Below are 19,170 nucleotides of genomic sequence, written 5' to 3'. Positions count from 1 at the left end.
GAATTCTAGGAGATGAGATGACGATATGAAAACAAAAGTTGAGAAAATATATCCGTTATCAAACATGCAAAAAGGAATGCTGTTTCATGCCATGAAAGACGAAGCGTCACACGCATATTTTGAGCAGTTCATCATTGAATTAAAAGGTGATGTGGATGAGCGGATGTTTGAAGAAAGCCTAAATGAAGTCATGAAAAGGCATGAGATCCTAAGAGCATCATTTCATCACAGATTGGATGAGCCGCTGCACGTCATTATCAAAGATCGGCACATGAAGTTTGACTATCTTGATATACGAGGCCGGCATGATCAAGACGGCGTTTTGGAGAGATATTTGGCAGAAGATAGACAAAAGGGTTTTGACTTAGCCAAAGATACGTTGATGAGAGCTTGTCTCATCAGAACGTCTGACGATTCGTATCAATTTGTCTGGACGTATCATCACATTTTGCTTGACGGATGGTGCCTTGGCATCATCCTGGATGAGCTGTTGACGATATATGAAATGAAGCGGAAAGGCCAACATCATCAATTGGAAGACCCGAGGCCGTACAGCGATTATATCAAATGGCTGGAGGATCAGGATAAAAAAGAAGCTCAGAGCTATTGGGAGAGCTATTTGAGCGGCTATGATCAAAAAAATTCACTTCCAAAGCTCCGCACACCTTCTGAGACGGGTTTTAAAAGAAGAGAAAAAACAATTGTATGTTCCAAAGAATTGACAAATCGCCTGATCAAATTGGCCAACCAGAATCATGTAACGATCAATACCGTGCTGCAAAGCATTTGGGGCGTGATTTTGGCGAAATACAACAACAGCGAGGATGTGGTGTTCGGAACCGTTGTTTCCGGCAGAGATGCCGAAGTGGAAGGTATAGAAACAATGGTCGGCGTCTTCATCAACACCATCCCGACCAGAATCAGGCTGGGCAAAGACAAGCTTTTTAAAGATGTTCTGCGCCAAACCCAAGCCGACGCTTTAGAAAGCAGCCGCTACAATTACATGAATTTAGCGGAGGTTCAAGCGCTAAGCGAGTTGAAAAATGATTTGATCGACCATGTCATGGTCTTTGAAAACTATGCCGTTGACCAAAAAGCGTTTGAAGAAAAAAATGATGTAGGTTTTGAAATGGTGAATGTCAGCGGGGAAGAACAGACCAATTATCATTTCAGCATTTCCGCGGCTCTTGACGATCAATTAAAGCTGCTCTTCATCTATGATGAAAATGTATATGACGACACCATCATCGAAACATTAGAAAAGCATATCATCACCGTCGCAGAACAAGTGGCGGAAGATGAGGCACAAACATTACAAGACATCAACCTTGTGTCAAAAGAAGAAAAACAGAGGATTTTACACACATTCAACGATACAAAAACGGATTATCCGAAAGACAAGCCGCTTCATGAGCTCTTTGAGGAACAGGCCATGAAGACGCCTGACCAGACGGCTCTTGTGTTCGGTGCTCAGCGCATGACCTATAAAGAGCTGAATAAGAAAGCAAACCAAACCGCGAGACTCCTCAGGGAAAAGGGTATCGGCAGAGGCTCGGTTGCGGCGATCATCGCGGACCGCTCCTTTGAAATGATCATCGGCATCATCGGGATTTTAAAAGCGGGCGGCGCATACCTGCCAATCGACCCTGAAACGCCTAAAGACAGAATGGCCTTCATGCTCGAAGACACAAAAGCCGCGGTACTGCTTACACAAGGAAAAGCGGCAGACGGAATCGATTGTGAGGCTGACATCGTTCATCTGGACAAAGGGGCTTCAGACGGATTCAGTAAAGAACCGCTCAGTTCTGTCAATGATTCCGGCGATACCGCCTATATCATCTACACATCAGGATCTACGGGAATGCCAAAAGGCGTCGTCACCCCGCATTACAGTGCGGCAAGAGTCGTTAAAAACACCAATTATATCGACATCACTGAAGATGACGCCATTCTCCAGCTGTCCAACTATTCGTTTGACGGATCGGTGTTCGACATCTTCGGCGCTCTCTTAAACGGAGCCTCACTCGTCCTGATCGAAAAAGAGACAGTCTTGAATACACATGAGCTGGCCGAAGTGATTGAGAAAGAACGAGTCAGCGTGATGTTCATTACGACAGCGCTGTTCAATACGCTCGCCGACATCAATATCGGCTGCCTTGCCAAGCTGCGGAAAATCCTTTTCGGCGGGGAAAGAGCGTCGATACCGCATGTGAGAAAAGTGTTGGATCATGCCGGCCGGGATAAATTGATTCATGTTTACGGCCCGACGGAAAGCACGGTATATGCGACATATTATTTCATCAATGAAATAGATGAAAAAGCCGATACAATCCCGATCGGCAGCCCGCTGGCGAATACGTCGGTCTTGATCATGGATGAAGCCGACAAGCTCGTGCCGATCGGGGTTCCCGGAGAGCTGTGCATCGCAGGCGATGGTTTAAGCAAAGGATATTTAAACCGCGAGGAACTGACGGCGGAAAAATTCATCCCGCATCCGTTTATGCCGGGAGAAAGGCTGTACAAGACGGGCGATTTAGCGAAATGGCTGCCTGATGGCAACATCGAATTCATCGGCCGAATCGACCATCAGGTGAAAATCCGCGGCTTCAGGATCGAACTCGGCGAAATCGAAAGCCGGCTGGAGATGCATGAAGACATCAACGAGACGATCGTTACCGTCAGAGAAGACGGAGAGAACCGCCCGTACATTTGCGCCTATATCACGGCAAAGCGTGAGATTTCCCTTGATGAGCTGAAAGGGTTTTTAGGTGAAAAGCTTCCGGATTATATGATTCCCGCCTATTTCGTGAACATGGACAAGCTGCCGCTCACCAAAAACGGGAAAGTGGACAGAAAAGCCCTGCCTGAGCCGGACAGAACGATGGGAGCGGAAAGTGAGTATGAGGCGCCGCGAAATGAAACGGAAGAAAAGCTGGCAGCAATTTGGCGTGATATTTTAAAGGTGGAAAAGGCCGGTATCAACGATCATTTCTTCGAGCTGGGGGGACATTCTCTCAAAGCGGCCGCGATGGCGGCAAGAATCCGAAAGGAGCTCAAAGCGGAAATCCCTCTTGGGCAAATCTTTAAAACGCCGACAATCAAAGGATTGGGAGAATATATCAGATCGACAAAAGATAGTGTTGATTCATCTATTAAAAAAGTGGAAGAAAAAGAATACTATCGTCTTTCATCCGCGCAAAAAAGACTGTACATTCTAGGTCAAATCGAAGGGAGCGGATTGTCCTACAACATCCCTTTTACCATGAAAGTCAAGGGCTCCTTCGATATACGCCGGTTTGAGAACGCATTGCAAATTGTCATTCAAAGACATGAAGCGCTTAGAACGTCCTTCTTGATGGCGGATGGAGAGCCAGTTCAAAAGATTGAAAAAGAAGTAGATTTCAGCATCAAATCCAGCGAAATAGAGTCTCTATCCATTCAAGAGATCATCAAACAATTTGTCAGACCGTTTGATTTAAAAAAGGCCCCGCTTTTTAGAACAGAGGTGGTCAAGGTTGACGACGAGGAACATATCATTCTGTTTGATATGCACCATATCATTTCAGACGGCGCATCGATGGGGGTTTTGACAAAAGAAATTTGCGATTTGTACGGCGGAAAAGAACTGGAGCCGCTCAGCCTCCAATATAAAGACTATTCAGAATGGCAAAGGGCTTTTTATCAAAAAGATGAGATGAAAAGGCAAAAAGAGTACTGGCTCAATATTTTCAAAGGCGAGATTCCAGTCCTCAACATGCCGACGGATTACCCGAGGCCGCAAATGCACAGTGTTGAAGGCGATAGAATCGGTTTTGCAATCGACGGCGAATTGACGAAGAAGCTCAAGCGGATCGCCAAAAACAACGGAGCGACCATGTATATGCTTCTTCTGGCGGCGTATACGGTTTTGCTTAGAACATATAGCGGACAGGAAGATTTGATTATCGGAACGCCGATTCAAGGAAGAAAACATCACGAGCTGAAACATGTAATCGGAATGTTTGTCAATACGCTGGCGATGAGAAATCATCCGAAGGGCGACAAGACATTCGCTGAATTTTTGCAAGATGTAAAAGAGACGGCGCTGAAGGCGTATGAAAACCAAGATTATCAATTTGACGATCTTGTCGAACAGCTTGACCTTGAACGCGACATGAGCAGAAATCCGCTGTTTGATACGATGTTTGTCCTGCAAAACTTGGAAAAAGCGGATGCTGAAATAGAAGGGCTCACATTTGAACCGTTTGAAAGCGACATCCATATTTCAAAATTTGACCTCACTTTATCGGCAATCGAAAAAGACTCGAAGATCGAATTTGATTTGGAATACTGTACAAAGCTGTTTAAAAGAGAAACGGTCGAAAGGATGGCGGCGCATTTCGTCCGTGCTTTAGAGGATATTTCCAATCGGCCGGACAAGCGGCTTGATCAAATAGAGGCCATGTCAGAAGACGAAAAAAACACATTGTTATACCGGTTTAATGATACGAAAACTGATGCTCCAACAGACAAAACCATTTGCCGGCTGTTTGCGGAGCGGGCGGAGACATCGCCTGACCAAACCGCGGTCGTGTTTGAAGATCAAAAGCTGACATATCGACAATTGCATGAGAGGTCAAATCAGCTGGCCCGGTTTTTAAGAGACAAAGGGGTTAAACCGGACACAGCCGTCGGCATCATGGTGGACCGCTCTCCCGAGATGATCATCGGCCTTCTGGGAATTTTGAAGGCCGGAGGCGCGTACCTGCCGCTTGATCCGGCATATCCTGAAGACAGGATCAAATACATCCTAGGCGACAGCCAAACAAAGTTTCTTCTGTCGGAAGAGGCGCTCATCAAAAAACGGTCCTTTATCAAAGAGGCTGGCATGATCAACATTGATATTCACGACAAACAAATTGCCGCACTGGATGCGGCTCAATTGGAGACTGTCAGCCATAGTGGGGATTTGGCTTACATCATCTATACTTCAGGGTCCACAGGAAAACCGAAGGGCGTCTTAATCGAACAAAAAGGGCTGAGCAATCTTGTTTCAGCAGTTGTCAAATTGATGCATTTAAACACGGACAGCAGAGTGATTCAATTTGCTTCACTATCATTTGATGCGTCAGCATTTGAAATCTTTCCGGCGCTGGCAGCCGGGGCGGCTTTAGTGTTGGGACGGCAGGAGGAAATGATGCCGGGGCAGCCGTTAACAAGCTTTCTAAGACAGTATGACATCACTCATGCGACTTTGCCGCCGACCGTTCTGAATGTGTTGGCTGAATTCAGATTGGAAAACCTCAAAGTGATCGTTTCCGCGGGCTCTGCCTGCACTGAAGAACTCGCAAAAAGGTGGTTCGGAAATCGGCTGTTTATCAATGCCTACGGACCGACGGAAACGACGGTCTGTGCAACGGCGGGGGTTTACGGAGGATCCGGTCGTCCTCATATCGGCAGTCCGATTGACAATACAAACGTATATGTATTGGATCAAAACCAGAAGCCTGTGCCGACAGGCGTTGTTGGAGAGCTTTGCGTCGGCGGAATCAGTCTTGCACGCGGGTATTTAAACCGGCCGGAACTGACAGCCGAAAAGTTTATTTCACATCCGTTTGTATCAGGGGAAAGATTGTACCGGACGGGTGATCTGGCCAGATGGCTGCCCGGTGGACATCTCGAGTTTTTAGGAAGAATAGACCATCAGGTGAAAATACGCGGATACCGGATTGAACTGGGAGAAATCGAGAATCAATTGCTCAAGCTTGACAAAATCGACGAAGCGGCGGTTATAGCCAGGAAGGACGATGACAACAGCGATTATTTGTGCGCTTATATCGTCTCCAAAGAAGACTGGACATCAACCGAGCTCAGTGAATGGCTCGAAAAAGAGCTCCCTCACTATATGATTCCGGCTTATTTTGTCAGACTGGATAAGCTGCCGCTCACCGCAAACGATAAAGTCGATCGAAAAGCCCTCCCTGCACCTGACAGACATGTCGCAACAGGAGCGGAATACGAAGCACCGCGGGATGACACAGAAGCTAAGCTCGTTGACATCTGGAGGGATGTTCTCGGTGCCGGAGACATCGGTATCAGCCATCACTTCTTTGCAGCAGGAGGAGATTCGATCAAGGCGTTGCAAATTGTCTCAAGGCTGTCCAGGCTTGGCCTGAAGCTTGAAATGAAGGATCTGTTCGCCAATCCGAGAATCAAGGATCTTTCCAAGTATGTTAAAAAACAATCACAGAGGCAAAATGCCAATACAATCGTCACGGGACATGCAGAACTCACTCCGATCCAAAAATGGTATTTTACTAATAACAAAGAAGAGCTGGATCACTTTAACCAGTCATTTGTGCTCTTCAGAAAGGGCGGATTTGACGAAAGCTGTGTTAAAAAGACTTTCAATAAAATAATGGAGCAGCACGACGCGTTAAGGATGATCTATGAGGAAAAAGGCGGGGACTTCATTCAGTACAACAGAAGCTTTCAGAAAGACCTGTTCGACCTGGATGTTTATGATGTAAGAGGGCTTGATCGTCAAGCGGAAAAGGTGTATGAGCTGGCGACAAGCATTCAAAAACAAACATCGATCAGAAAAGGAAAACTTGTTCATCTCGGCATCTTCCGGGCTGATGAGGGCGACCACCTGCTCATTGTAATCCATCACCTTGTCGTCGACGGTGTATCGTGGAGAATACTGTTTGAGGACTTCGAAACATTGTACAGTCAGGCATTAAAGGGGCAAACGCTCGAGATCGGCTACAAAACGGATTCCTATCAAGAATTCGCCCGCAGGTTAAAAGCATACGCCCGCAGCCGAACCTTATTGAAGGAAGCCAAGTATTGGCGGAACGTTGCCAAGGCACGTGTCCGGTTTATTCCGCCAAAGAACATATTAAAGGAAGATGTATACGAAAACAGCACGACGTTGAGCATCAAGCTCGGCAAAGAGGCAACAGCGGACCTTTTGCGAAACACGAACAGAGCCTACAACACCGAAATCAACGATATTTTGTTAACGGCATTACTAACCGGAGCAAAGGACATCACAGGGGAAAACAAACTGAAGGTCATGATGGAAGGCCACGGCAGGGAAGATATTTTAGAAGGCGTTGACATCACGAGAACAATCGGCTGGTTTACGACGATGTATCCGGTGCTTCTTGATGCAGGAGAAGAAAAAGCCCTCTCCCAACATATCAAAATGGTCAAAGAAACGTTGAGAAAAATACCGAATAAAGGAATCGGCTACGGGCTCTTAAAGTATATGGCTGAAGACCCGGATTTTATCAACGAAGAAAAGGCCCGGATTTCATTTAACTATTTAGGCGAGATCGATGCCGACATGAATCGCGGCGAATTTTCCGGCTCAAGCTTCTCCGAAGGGGAAAGCATCGGCGGAAAAATCGCGAGAAGTCATTCTATCGAAATCAACGCCATCGTGATTCATCATGAGCTGGTGATTCATACAACCTTTAATCAAATGGAATACGAAAAAGATACGATCAGCCGGCTGAATCATCAATTAAAAGAACGCCTGGAACAAATCATTAAGCACTGCACGCAACAGACGGAAAGCGAAAGAACGCCGTCCGACTATGGAGATACAAATATCAGTTTAGACGAACTTGAAGAAATCAAAGGAAGATACAGAGGCGTCATTGAAAAAATCTATCCGCTTGCCAACATGCAAAAAGGTATGCTGTTCCATGCCATCGAGGATCATACCTCAGATGCATATTTTCAGCAGACGGTCATGGATATTGAAGGATATGTCGATCCGGCGATTCTTGAGGCAAGCTTTAATGACATCATGAAACGGCATGAAATCTTAAGGGCCTCTTATGAATATGAAATTGTTGAAGAACCGAGGCAGATCATCATCGAAAACCGCAGCATCGATTTCACCTATTTCAATATCGCGAAAAGCTCCGCACAGCAACAGGAAATGTTCATTGAGAGATTGATCAATGAAGATCGAAAAAAAGGCTTTGATTTAAGCAGAGATGTGTTAATGAGGGTTTACTTGCTGAAAACGGCGGAGCGCTCGTACCGGCTTGTCTGGAGCCATCACCATATTTTACTCGATGGCTGGTGCCTTGGCATCATCATGCGTGAGCTGTTTGTCATCTACGAAAACCGGATGAACGGCAAAGCCAGTCCATTAAAGGAGACGAAGCCGTACAGCGATTATATTAAGTGGCTTGAAAGACAGGATCAGGAAGAGGGCCGTCAATATTGGCGCGAATATTTAAAAGGGTATGAGGAACAGGCACAGCTGCCTACATTAACAAAACGCAAAAAAAGCAGCCTGTATGACCGCCGGGAGAAGGTCATCCATTTGTCAAAACAGCTGACAAAACAATTGAAGGCGCTCGCTGCTAAAAACAGCGTTACGCTTCATACGGTGATTCAAACGATTTGGGGCTTGATGCTTACGAAATATAATAAGATCGATGATGTCGTGTTTGGAACGGTCGTATCGGGCAGGGAAGCAAACGTAGACGGAATCGAAGACATGATCGGTCTGTTTATCAACACCATCCCGACAAGAATCAGATTCAATGAGCAGGCGCGTTTTAACGAATGTTTGCAAAAGGTTCAGGAAGATGCGATTCAAAGCAACCGCTACAACTATATGAATCTCGCTGAAGTCCAGGCTTTGAGCAGCTTAAAGAAAGATCTGATCGATCATATTCTCGTATTTGAGAACTATGAAACTGATGAACAGGACTTTGAAGAGAGTCAAATGAAGACAGGCTTTAAGGTGAATGAGATCAGCGCTGCGGAACAAAGCAATTACAGCTTTAGCATGTCGGTGACTCCTGGCGAAGAGCTCACCCTTGTTTTGACATATGACGGCAATGTCTATGACAGGGATATCATCAACAATATCGAAGGTCATATCAAAAGGGTCGCTGAGCAAGTGACGGCAAATGAGAACCGGAAAATCGCAGAGATTGACATGCTGGCGGAGGAAGAAAGAAAGACGCTTCTATATGAGTTCAACCGGACAAACGCAGATTATCCAAGGAATAAAACGATCCATCAATTATTTGAAGAACAGGCGGAACGGACGCCTGGGCATACTGCGGTCGTATTTGAAAAGGAGAAGCTCTCGTACAAAGCACTGAATGAAAGGTCAAATCAGCTGGCGGGACTGTTAAGGGAAAAAGGCGTAAAACCTGACATGATCGTCGGCGTTATGGCGGAGCGTTCTGTGGAGATGATTGTCGGAATGCTGGCGGTGCTGAAGGCCGGAGGCGCATACTTGCCGATCGATCCCGAATATCCGGAAGACCGGATCAGATACATGATCGAAGACAGCGGCATCAGCATCCTGCTGAAAAAGGCGGACAAACAGATTGACGTTGATCTCACCTGTATCGATATGAACGAAAAAGGGCTGACAAAAGACAAAGCCACAGAGAACTTAGAGCACACGAGCGGTTCTTCTGACATGGCTTATGTCATCTATACCTCAGGTTCGACCGGAAAGCCGAAGGGTGTCATGGTCAACCATCAATCAATTGTTAATACGCTTTATTGGAGGAAACAATCGTATGGCTACAGTACAGCCGATGCCACACTTCAAGTGCCGTCCTTTTCATTTGACAGTTCTGTTGAAGATATTTTCACGACGCTTATATCTGGGGCGAAGCTGGTTTTAATTAGAGATTTGCGGATGAATCCGCGTGAGATCATCGGTGCGTTGCGAACGCATAAAGCGACAAACTTGCTGGCCGTTCCGAGCTTTTATCTAAGCCTGCTCGACACGATTGAGCAGCCTTTAGAGGATTTAAGATTTATCACGGTCGCAGGGGAAGGCTTCAATGAAAGTCTGATCCGGCAGCATTTTGAAAAGCTGCCGAACGTCAAATTGTTTAATGAATACGGACCGACGGAAAACAGCGTTTGCTCAACGCGGGGCGAGCTGCAAAAAGATGACGAAAAAGTCGTCATCGGCCGGCCGATCAGCAATCACAAGGCTTATATTTTAAATCACAACCAGCAACTGCTGCCGTTGGGCACACCCGGTGAACTTTGTCTGAGCGGGGAAGGCCTTGCCCGCGGATACTTAAACAGACCTGACCTCACGCTTGGAAAATTTGTTCCAAACCCGTTTGTTCCAGGAGAAAACATGTACAGGACGGGGGATCTCGCAAGATTTTTACCTGATGGCCAAATCGAATATTTAGGAAGAATCGACCACCAAGTCAAAATCCGCGGATTCAGAATCGAACTGAGCGAAATCGAAAACCAATTGCTGAAAATAGAAGGCATTGACGCGGCGGCAGTTATGGCGCGGGAAGATCAAGCCGGCGGAAAATACCTATGCGCATATATCGTCGCGGACAAAACGGCCGGCGTTGCAGACGTCAGAAAATGCTTGTTAAAGGAACTGCCGGATTACATGGTGCCGTCATACTTTGTCAAGCTCGATCAATTGCCGCTTACGGCAAACGGCAAAATCGACAGAAAAGCGCTCCCTGAACCTAGCGGCACAATCAGTGAAGCGACGTACGAAGCACCGAGGAACCGCACAGAGGAAAAGCTTGTCTCAATCTGGGAGGACGTTTTAGGGATCGAAAACATCGGAATCAGCCACAATTTCTTTGAACTTGGCGGCCATTCCTTAAAAGCTGCGGCATTGACTGCAAAATTGCATAAAGAAATGAAGATTGAAGTCCCTTTAAGACAAATATTCGAAACACCAACAATCAAAGACATCGGTGATTTTATCGAATCCATGAAAGAAAGCCCTTATGCGTCCATCACACAAGCGGAAGAGAAAGAGTATTACGCATTGTCATCCGCACAAAGAAGGCTGTATATCCTTAATCAAATCGAACCAGGCGGCCTCTCTTACAACATGCCTTTCGCCATGAAAATTGCAGGAGATTTTGATGTCGACCGGTTCGAGGATGCTTTTCGGCAATTGATAGAAAGACATGAAGCCTTGAGGACGGCCTTTGTGATGGTTGACGGCGAACCTGTACAAAAAATCGAAAAAGAAGTCGATTTTAAAGTGAAGTACGGACGACTCGGACAGGACCGGCTGGAAGAAAAAATCAAAGCGTTCATCAAGCCGTTTGCTTTGGAAAAAGCGCCGCTTTTAAGAGTGGAAGTATTAAAAGCGAGTGGCGATGAACATGTACTGATGTTCGACATGCACCATATCATTTCAGACGGGGTATCCATGGCCATTTTCACAAGAGAACTGGCCGAGTTGTATGAGGGGAAAACATTGCAGCCGTTAACGATTCAGTACAAAGACTTTTCAGAATGGCAAAAACTTTTTTATCAAAAAGATGAGATTAAACGCCAGGAAGACTACTGGCTCAACGTTTTTCAAGGTGAAGTGCCGGTGCTGAATTTGCCGGCGGATGAAAAACGTCCGCAAAAGCGTTCGATTGAAGGAGATATCGTTCAGTTTGAAATAGACGGCGAAACGTCCGCCATGCTGAACAAACTGGCGAAAGAGAACGGCGCGACGATGTATATGTTGCTTTTGGCGGGATACACAACGCTCTTGGCGAAGTATACAGGCCAGGAGGATATCGTTGTCGGCTCACCGATCGCGGGAAGGCATCACAGCGATTTGAAACATGTCATCGGAGTGTTTATCAACACGCTGGCGATGAGGAACCATCCAAAAGGAGACATGCCATTTGCCGATTATTTAAAAGAGGTTAAAGAAACGGCGCTGAAAGCTTATGAAAATCAAGACTATCCATTTGATGAACTGGTTGAAAAACTTGATGTCAAACGGGATATGAGCAGACACCCGCTGTTTGATACCATGCTTGTTCTGCAAAACTTCGACGGCGATGAAGCGGACATCGATGGCTTGATATTCCAGCCACTCCAAACCGAGGTGAACATCTCAAAATTTGATTTGACGCTGACAGCCGCTGAGACAAATGAAGGCATTCAATGTGTTTTCAACTACAGTACAAAATTGTTTAAGCGGTCCACGATTGAAAGAATGGCGGGCCATTTGATCAATATTTTAAAGGAAGCGGCAAACGATCCGCAAATGCCGTTGAGCGACGTGAACATGCTGTCAGATGAAGAAATGCGAGTGCTTCGGGATCAGAATCAAGGACAACAAACAGATTACCCTAAAGATCAAACGGTTCATCAGCTGTTTGAGCATCAGGCTGGCAAATCGCCGGAGCAAACAGCGGTGGTCTTTGCGGATGAAAAGCTGACGTACAGGGAACTGAACGAAAAAGCAAATCAATTGGCAAGGCTTTTGAGAGACAAAGGAGCAAGCGCCGGTGCGCCTGTAGCGATCATGATTGAACCATCGCTTGAGATGATCATTTCCATGCTGGCGGTACTGAAAGCCGGAGCGGCTTACGTGCCGATCGAGTCGGAGCAATTGGCCAAACGGACGAATGAGATTTTAAGTGACAGCAGAGCTGCAATATTGCTTGTCAAAGGCTCTGTCAAAGAAAACGTCGCGTTCGCTGGAGAAATCGTCAATGTTGCCGACGGTTTGATTGATGCGAAGGCCGCGTCAAACCTGTCTACATCGGGTGCAGCCGATCAGAATGCATATATTATATACACATCAGGCTCCACCGGAAAGCCGAAAGGCGTATTTATCAGACACGGGAATGTGGTGAATTATACAGCATGGTTTATGAAGGAAGCGGGTCTTACAGAAAACGACAAAGCCATGCTTGTGTCTTCATATGCGTTCGATTTGGGCTATACGAGCATCTTTTCGGCGCTGTTAAGCGGAAGCGAACTGCATATCGCACGAAAAGAATGCTATACAAATGCGCACCGGGCTTTAAAGTATATCAAAGAAAACGGCATCACCTATATCAAACTGACGCCGTCTCTGTTTAACATTTTTGTCAATGATCCGGGCTTTTCCGCCGAAAAACCTTGCGCTTCTCTCAGGCTGGTCGTCTTGGGCGGGGAGATGATCAATACAAGGGATGTTGAGACATTTTACAACCAATATCCCGATCATGTAGTCATGAATCATTATGGCCCGACGGAAACGACAATCGGCTCAGTCTTTAAAGTAATCGACCCGGAACACCTCAATTCTTTCAAAGAATATCCGGTTATCGGCACTCCGATCCATAATACGAATGCATATGTGCTTGATGAAAATATGAAACTGCTTCCGGAAGGTGTGTACGGAGAGCTCTGCATCGCAGGCGCCGGAGTGACAGGCGGCTATGTAAACAAACCGGATATCACGAAAGAAAAATTCGTCGAAGATCCGTTTGCACCGCATACAAAAATGTACAGGACCGGGGACCTTGCCAGAAGGCTGAGCGATGGAAATATCGAACTTGCAGGACGGATGGACAGCCAAGTAAAGGTAAGGGGCTACAGAATAGAACCGGAAGAAATCAAAAACAGGCTGTTGGCTCATGATGATATCAAGGAAGCCTTTATTGCTGCAAGGGAAGACCATAAAGGTGCAAAACAGCTGTGCGCCTATTTCACAGCAAACGCCGAATTACCGTTCGAGGACATCAGGACGTATCTGATGCGCGAGCTTCCAGAATATATGATTCCGTCTTCATTTGTCCAAATTGAGAAGATGCCGCTTTCAGCCAACGGAAAGATCGATACAACCGCATTGCCTGAACCGCAGCCGGGAAAAGAGACGGAATACGAACCGCCGCGGAACGAGACGGAAGAAAAGCTTGTTCAAATATGGGAAGATGTGCTTGGCATTGACAAGATCGGGATCACTCATCACTTTTTTGCAGCAGGCGGCGATTCCATCAAAGCGCTGCAAATGATCTCAAGATTATCAAGAGAAGGCCTGTCGCTAGAAATGAAAGATCTGTTTGCAAATCCGCAAATCAAGTCTTTGAGCCGATATGTCAAGGCCGAAACCGACAAATCAGCATCATATGAAACGGTAGAGGGCGAGGTTCTCTTGACTCCGATTCAACAAGAGTATTTCTCGTTGAACAAAACGGACAGGAACCATTACAACCATGCGGTTATACTTTATAGGAAAAACGGATTCGACGAGAGTATCGTCAAACGTGTATTCAGAGAAATCATCCAACATCACGATGCACTCCGGACGGTGTTTAGAGAAGAAGGCGGAAAGATCATTCAGTACAACCGGGGACCGGGCAAAAAGCTGTTTGACCTATTTGTCTATGATGTCTCGAGCGAAAACGACCAGCCACAGAAAGTGTACCAATTGGCAACGGAGCTTCAGCAAAGCATCGATATTAAAACCGGCCCTCTGGTTAAACTGGCGCTCTTCAAAACGAATAATGGGGATCACCTGCTGATCATCATCCATCACCTTGTGGTCGACGGTATCTCCTGGAGAATATTATTTGAAGATTTGGCGCTGGGGTACAGTCAGTTATCAAATGGGGAAAAAGTCGAGTTCTATCCCAAAACAGCTTCCTACCAGGAATATGCACATCACATCACGGAATATTCAAAAACTGAAAAACTGCTTGGTGAAAAACAGTATTGGCTGAAGGCCGTTTGTGAAGACGTCAAATTCCTGGAAATGAATGAAGATGCAGGTGTCTTCAAAGTTGAGGACAGCAAAACATTCAGCACGGAACTCGAAAAAGAGGAGACAGCGCGGCTTTTAAGAGAAACAAACCAAGCTTACCGTACCGAAATCAACGATCTTCTGATCGCTGCGCTTCTGGTGGCGGCAAGAGATATGACCGGGCAAAATAAATTAAGAATCACGCTGGAGGGGCATGGAAGAGAACAGGTGGCAGATGGCATCGATATCAGCAGAACGGTCGGCTGGTTTACCTCGAAATACCCGGTATTCATCGATTTGGGACAAGAAACAGACATGTCCAGAACGATTAAAATGGTGAAAGAGCACTTGCGAAACGTGCCGAACAAAGGCATCGGCTACGGAATTTTAAAGTATCTCACCCGGGACAGTGAGATCGCAAAAGGCGCAACATCACCAATCTTGTTCAATTACCTGGGACAGCTTGATGAAGACATCAACAGCGGAGAATTTTCTTCATCACACCTGTCGCCGGGAGAAGCAGCCGGAAAGGGCATCACTAGAGAACATCCACTCGAAATCAATGCGGTGGTCTTCAGGGGACAACTGGCCATTCAAACGATCTATAACACAAGAGCATACAGTGAAGACGTCGTCAGAACTTTTGCTCAAAAATATAAAGAAGCCTTGAAAGCGGTCATTCGCCACTGCGCGGAACGAGAAGAGACGGAAAAAACGCCGTCCGATTACGGAGACAAAGGCATCAGCTTAGATCAGCTTGAGGAAATCAAACTGAAATATAAAGGGATGGAAATCGAAAAAATCTATCCGCTTGCCAACATGCAAAGGGGCATGCTGTTCCACGCACTCGAAGACAAGGAATCACAGGCGTACTTTGAACAAATGGCCATCGATATGAAAGGATTGATCGATGAGCGTCTGTTTGCAGAAACGTTCAATGACATCATGGAAAGACACGAGATTCTAAGGGCCTCGATCGAGTATGAAATAACGGATGAACCAAGAAATGTGATCATCAAGGACAGAAAGATCAATCTTGACTATCATGACTTGCGAAAGCAGAGTCCGGCGGAACGGGAGCAAGTGATTCAAACGTATCGCAAAGCAGATCGGGAGAAAGGTTTTTGCTTAAACAGCGAACCATTGATCAGAGCCGCGCTAATGAGAACCGAGGATGACAGTTATACGTTCATATGGACAAACCACCATATTCTGCTTGACGGCTGGTCCCGGGGAATCATTATGGGAGAGCTGTTCCAAATGTATCATATGAAAGAAGGCGGGCAAAAACACCAGCTTGAAGAGGCAAGACCGTACAGCGATTATATCGGGTGGCTAGAGCAACAGGATAAAGAAGCTCCAAAAGCGTACTGGAAAAACTATTTATCAGGCTTTACCGAAAAATCGCCGATTTCGGTTTTGGCGAGTTCTTCCGGACATGCGAAATATAAGAGAAAAGAGGCCGTCATAGAATTCCCGCAACAATTAACCGGCCGGATCACAGAGCTTGCCAGCCGTAACAATGTCACCCTCCATACTGTTTTACAATGCATTTGGGGAATGCTTTTGGCAAGGTACAATCAAACGGATGATGTCGTATTCGGTACAGTCATTTCCGGCAGGGATGCACAAGTAGCCGGAATCGAAAAAATGGTCGGATTATTCATCAACACTGTACCGACGAGAATTAGACTGGAAAAAAGCCAAAGCTTTAAGGAACTCATCAAAAGCGTTCAGGAACAGGCTTTGGAAGGCAGGACATATCATGACATGAATCTGTCGGAAGTACAGTCGCTCAGTGAATTAAAAAGAGAGCTGCTGGATCATATCCTGATTTTCGAAAATTACGCAGTTGATCAGAGTGCATTTGAGACAAGCGGCAAACGCGGTGCTGGTTTTATCTTTGAAGAAATTCACGCCGAAGAACAAACAAATTACGGATTTAATATTGTGGCCGTCCCGGGCGAACGTTTGGTCATCAAATTGACTTATGACGGAAATATCTATCATGACCACATCATCGCCGGTATCAAAGGACACCTTCAACAAGTGATGGAACAGGTCGTCCAAAATGAAGATCAGTCATTAAACGACATCACAGTCCTTTCGGAAGCTGAAAGAAACAGGCTGTTGTACGAATGGAATGACACGAAAGCGGAATATCCGAATCAGACGATTCACCGGCTGTTTGAGGAACAAGCCGAAAAAACCCCTGAGCTTGCTGCGGTTGTCTCAGGAAATGACAAACTGACGTACCGTGAGCTCAATGAAAAATCAAATCAGCTTGCCAGATACCTCAGGGACAAAGGAGTCAAAGAGGATACGATTGTCGCCATCATGGCAGAACGCTCACCGGAAATGGTGGTCGGAATCATGGGCATTTTGAAAGCCGGAGGAGCCTATTTGCCGATTGATCCCGATTATCCGGAAGAAAGGATCAAGTATATGCTTGAAGACAGCGGAGCGGCCATCATCCTTGTGGATCACAAGCAGGACTTGGGCACACTTCATCAGGAAGCCGTCGAATTAACCGGAGATTTCAGCAGTTATCCGGCTGACAATCTGGAACTGGCGGGTAACACCGACAGCCTTGCATATATCATCTACACGTCAGGATCCACAGGAAAACCAAAAGGGGTCATGATCAGGCAAAGAGGGCTGGTTAACTATATTACCTGGGCTGCCCGTGTATATGTCCAAGGCGAACAGCTTGATTTTGCCCTCTACTCATCCATTGCCTTTGATTTAACGGTGACATCGATATTTACGCCATTAATCTCAGGCAACCGGGTGATTGTGTATCATCATAGCAGGGACGGGGAACCGCTGATTCGAAAAGTGTTCAGAGACCAAAAAGCCGGGATTGTCAAATTAACCCCGTCTCATTTAAGCCTTGTCAAAGACATGGGTGCCAGCGGATCAAGCATCAAACGCCTGATCGTCGGCGGAGAAGATTTAAAAACGGAACTGGCCAAAGAAATCACGGAGAGATTTCATCACAACATTGAAATCTACAATGAATACGGTCCGACCGAAACGGTTGTCGGCTGCATGATCTATCAATATGATGCCGGACGGGACCGGCAAGTTTCTGTCCCGATCGGCAAGCCGGCCTCCAATGTCCAGCTCTATATTCTGGATGAGCGTCAGGAAGTACAGCCGGTCGGAATTGCCGGAGAGCTGTATATCAGCGGAGACGGAGTCGCAAAAGGCTATTTGAACAAACCGGAACTGACGTCTGAAAAATTCCTGCCAAATCCGTTTTTACCGGGTGAAAGAATGTATCGAACAGGAGATCTTGCAAGGATGAGGCCGGATGGACATATTGAGTATCTGGGCCGGATCGATCACCAAGTCAAGATTCGGGGCTACCGCATCGAACTTGGCGAAATCGAGCATCAATTGTTAAGGCACAGCGATATAAAAGAAGCGGCGGTTGCCGCCAAAACAGATCAAAGCAACGATCAAGTTCTTTGCGCATACGTCGTTTCCGAAAGAGACATCACACAGGAAGACATCAAAGCGTTTTTGGTGAAGGAGCTTCCGGAATATATGGTGCCGTCCTATTTGCTGAAGCTTGATGAGCTGCCGCTGACACCAAACGGAAAAGTCGACTTGAAGGCCCTTCCAGAGCCAGATCGAAGCGCGGGCGCTTTACTGGAATATGAGCCTCCAAGACATGAGTTGGAAGAAAAAATGGCCGCCATTTGGGAAGACATCCTGAATATCGAACTGATTGGCATCAACGCCAACATATTCGATATCGGAGCGAATTCTTTAAACATCATGTCATTTGTCTCTAGGCTATATGCAGAGCTTGGCTTCAGAGTTCCGTTTAAGGACATTTTCTCCAAGCCGACCATTAAAGAGCTGTCTGATTTTCTGAAGCATGCACAAGACCTGCTGAAAGACTACACAGATGATTGCATGCAGCTGACCAGGGCGGAAGAAGGCGGCAAAAACCTGTTCTGCTTTCCGCCGGCCGCGTCGATGGGCATTGCCTACATGGGCTTGGCCAAGTTTCTAAAGCAGCATTCGGTGTACAGCTTCAACTTCATTCCATCCGCAAACAGGGTTCGAAAATACGCGGATATCATTAAAAACATTCAAGGTGAAGGGCCGTACACATTAATCGGCTATTCATCCGGCGGAATCCTGGCATTTGATGTGGCGAAAGAATTGAACCGGCAAGGATATGAAGTCGAAGATTTGATCATCATCGATTCAAAATATCGGACAAAAGCCGAGAAACATCAGTTCACAGAGGAGGAATACAGAGAAGAGATATCCAAAACATTTGAACTTGAGAAATACCGCGATGCAGAGAAATTATTGAGCGACTATTTAGTGGACTTGGTGATGAAGTCTTATGTATATATACAAAACACAGTTACAACCGGCGCAATTGACGGACATATCAGCTATATCAAGTCAAGCGACAATCAGCGGGATGAAAATATGATGATGTGGGAAAAAGCGGCGTCCAAAACCTTTACAGTCGTTCAAGGAGCCGGAACCCATATGCAAATGATCTCCAAGTCCCATCCCGACATTCTTGAAAGAAATGCAAGATTGATCCATGATATCATCAATAAGACTGTCAAAATATGAACAAAACGGCATCCTTTTCAGGGTGCCTTTTGTTTGCCTTATCAACTCTCTGTTATAATGAAAGG

Annotated in this window: 1 protein-coding gene; it reads left to right on the top strand. The window is 46.1% G+C overall.

All coding sequences use genetic code 11. From position 1 onward, the window contains the following. The first annotated feature begins 25 nt into the window (after nt 1-25). Nucleotides 26-19,105 (top strand): bacitracin non-ribosomal peptide synthetase BacC, encoded by a 19,080-nt coding sequence (bacC, locus tag M1D67_RS13295; RefSeq protein WP_479831333.1) that lies wholly within the window; start codon nt 26-28, stop codon nt 19,103-19,105. The last annotated feature ends 65 nt before the right edge of the window (nt 19,106-19,170 follow it).

It is taken from the genome of Bacillus sp. PK6-025 (assembly GCF_056530265.1).
This window is presented reverse-complemented; position numbering and strand designations above follow the sequence as displayed.

Coding starts and splice junctions, on each gene's coding strand:
- bacC (WP_479831333.1), top strand. CDS start 26: ATGAAAACAAAAGTTGAGAAAATATATCCGTTATCAAACATGCAAAAA.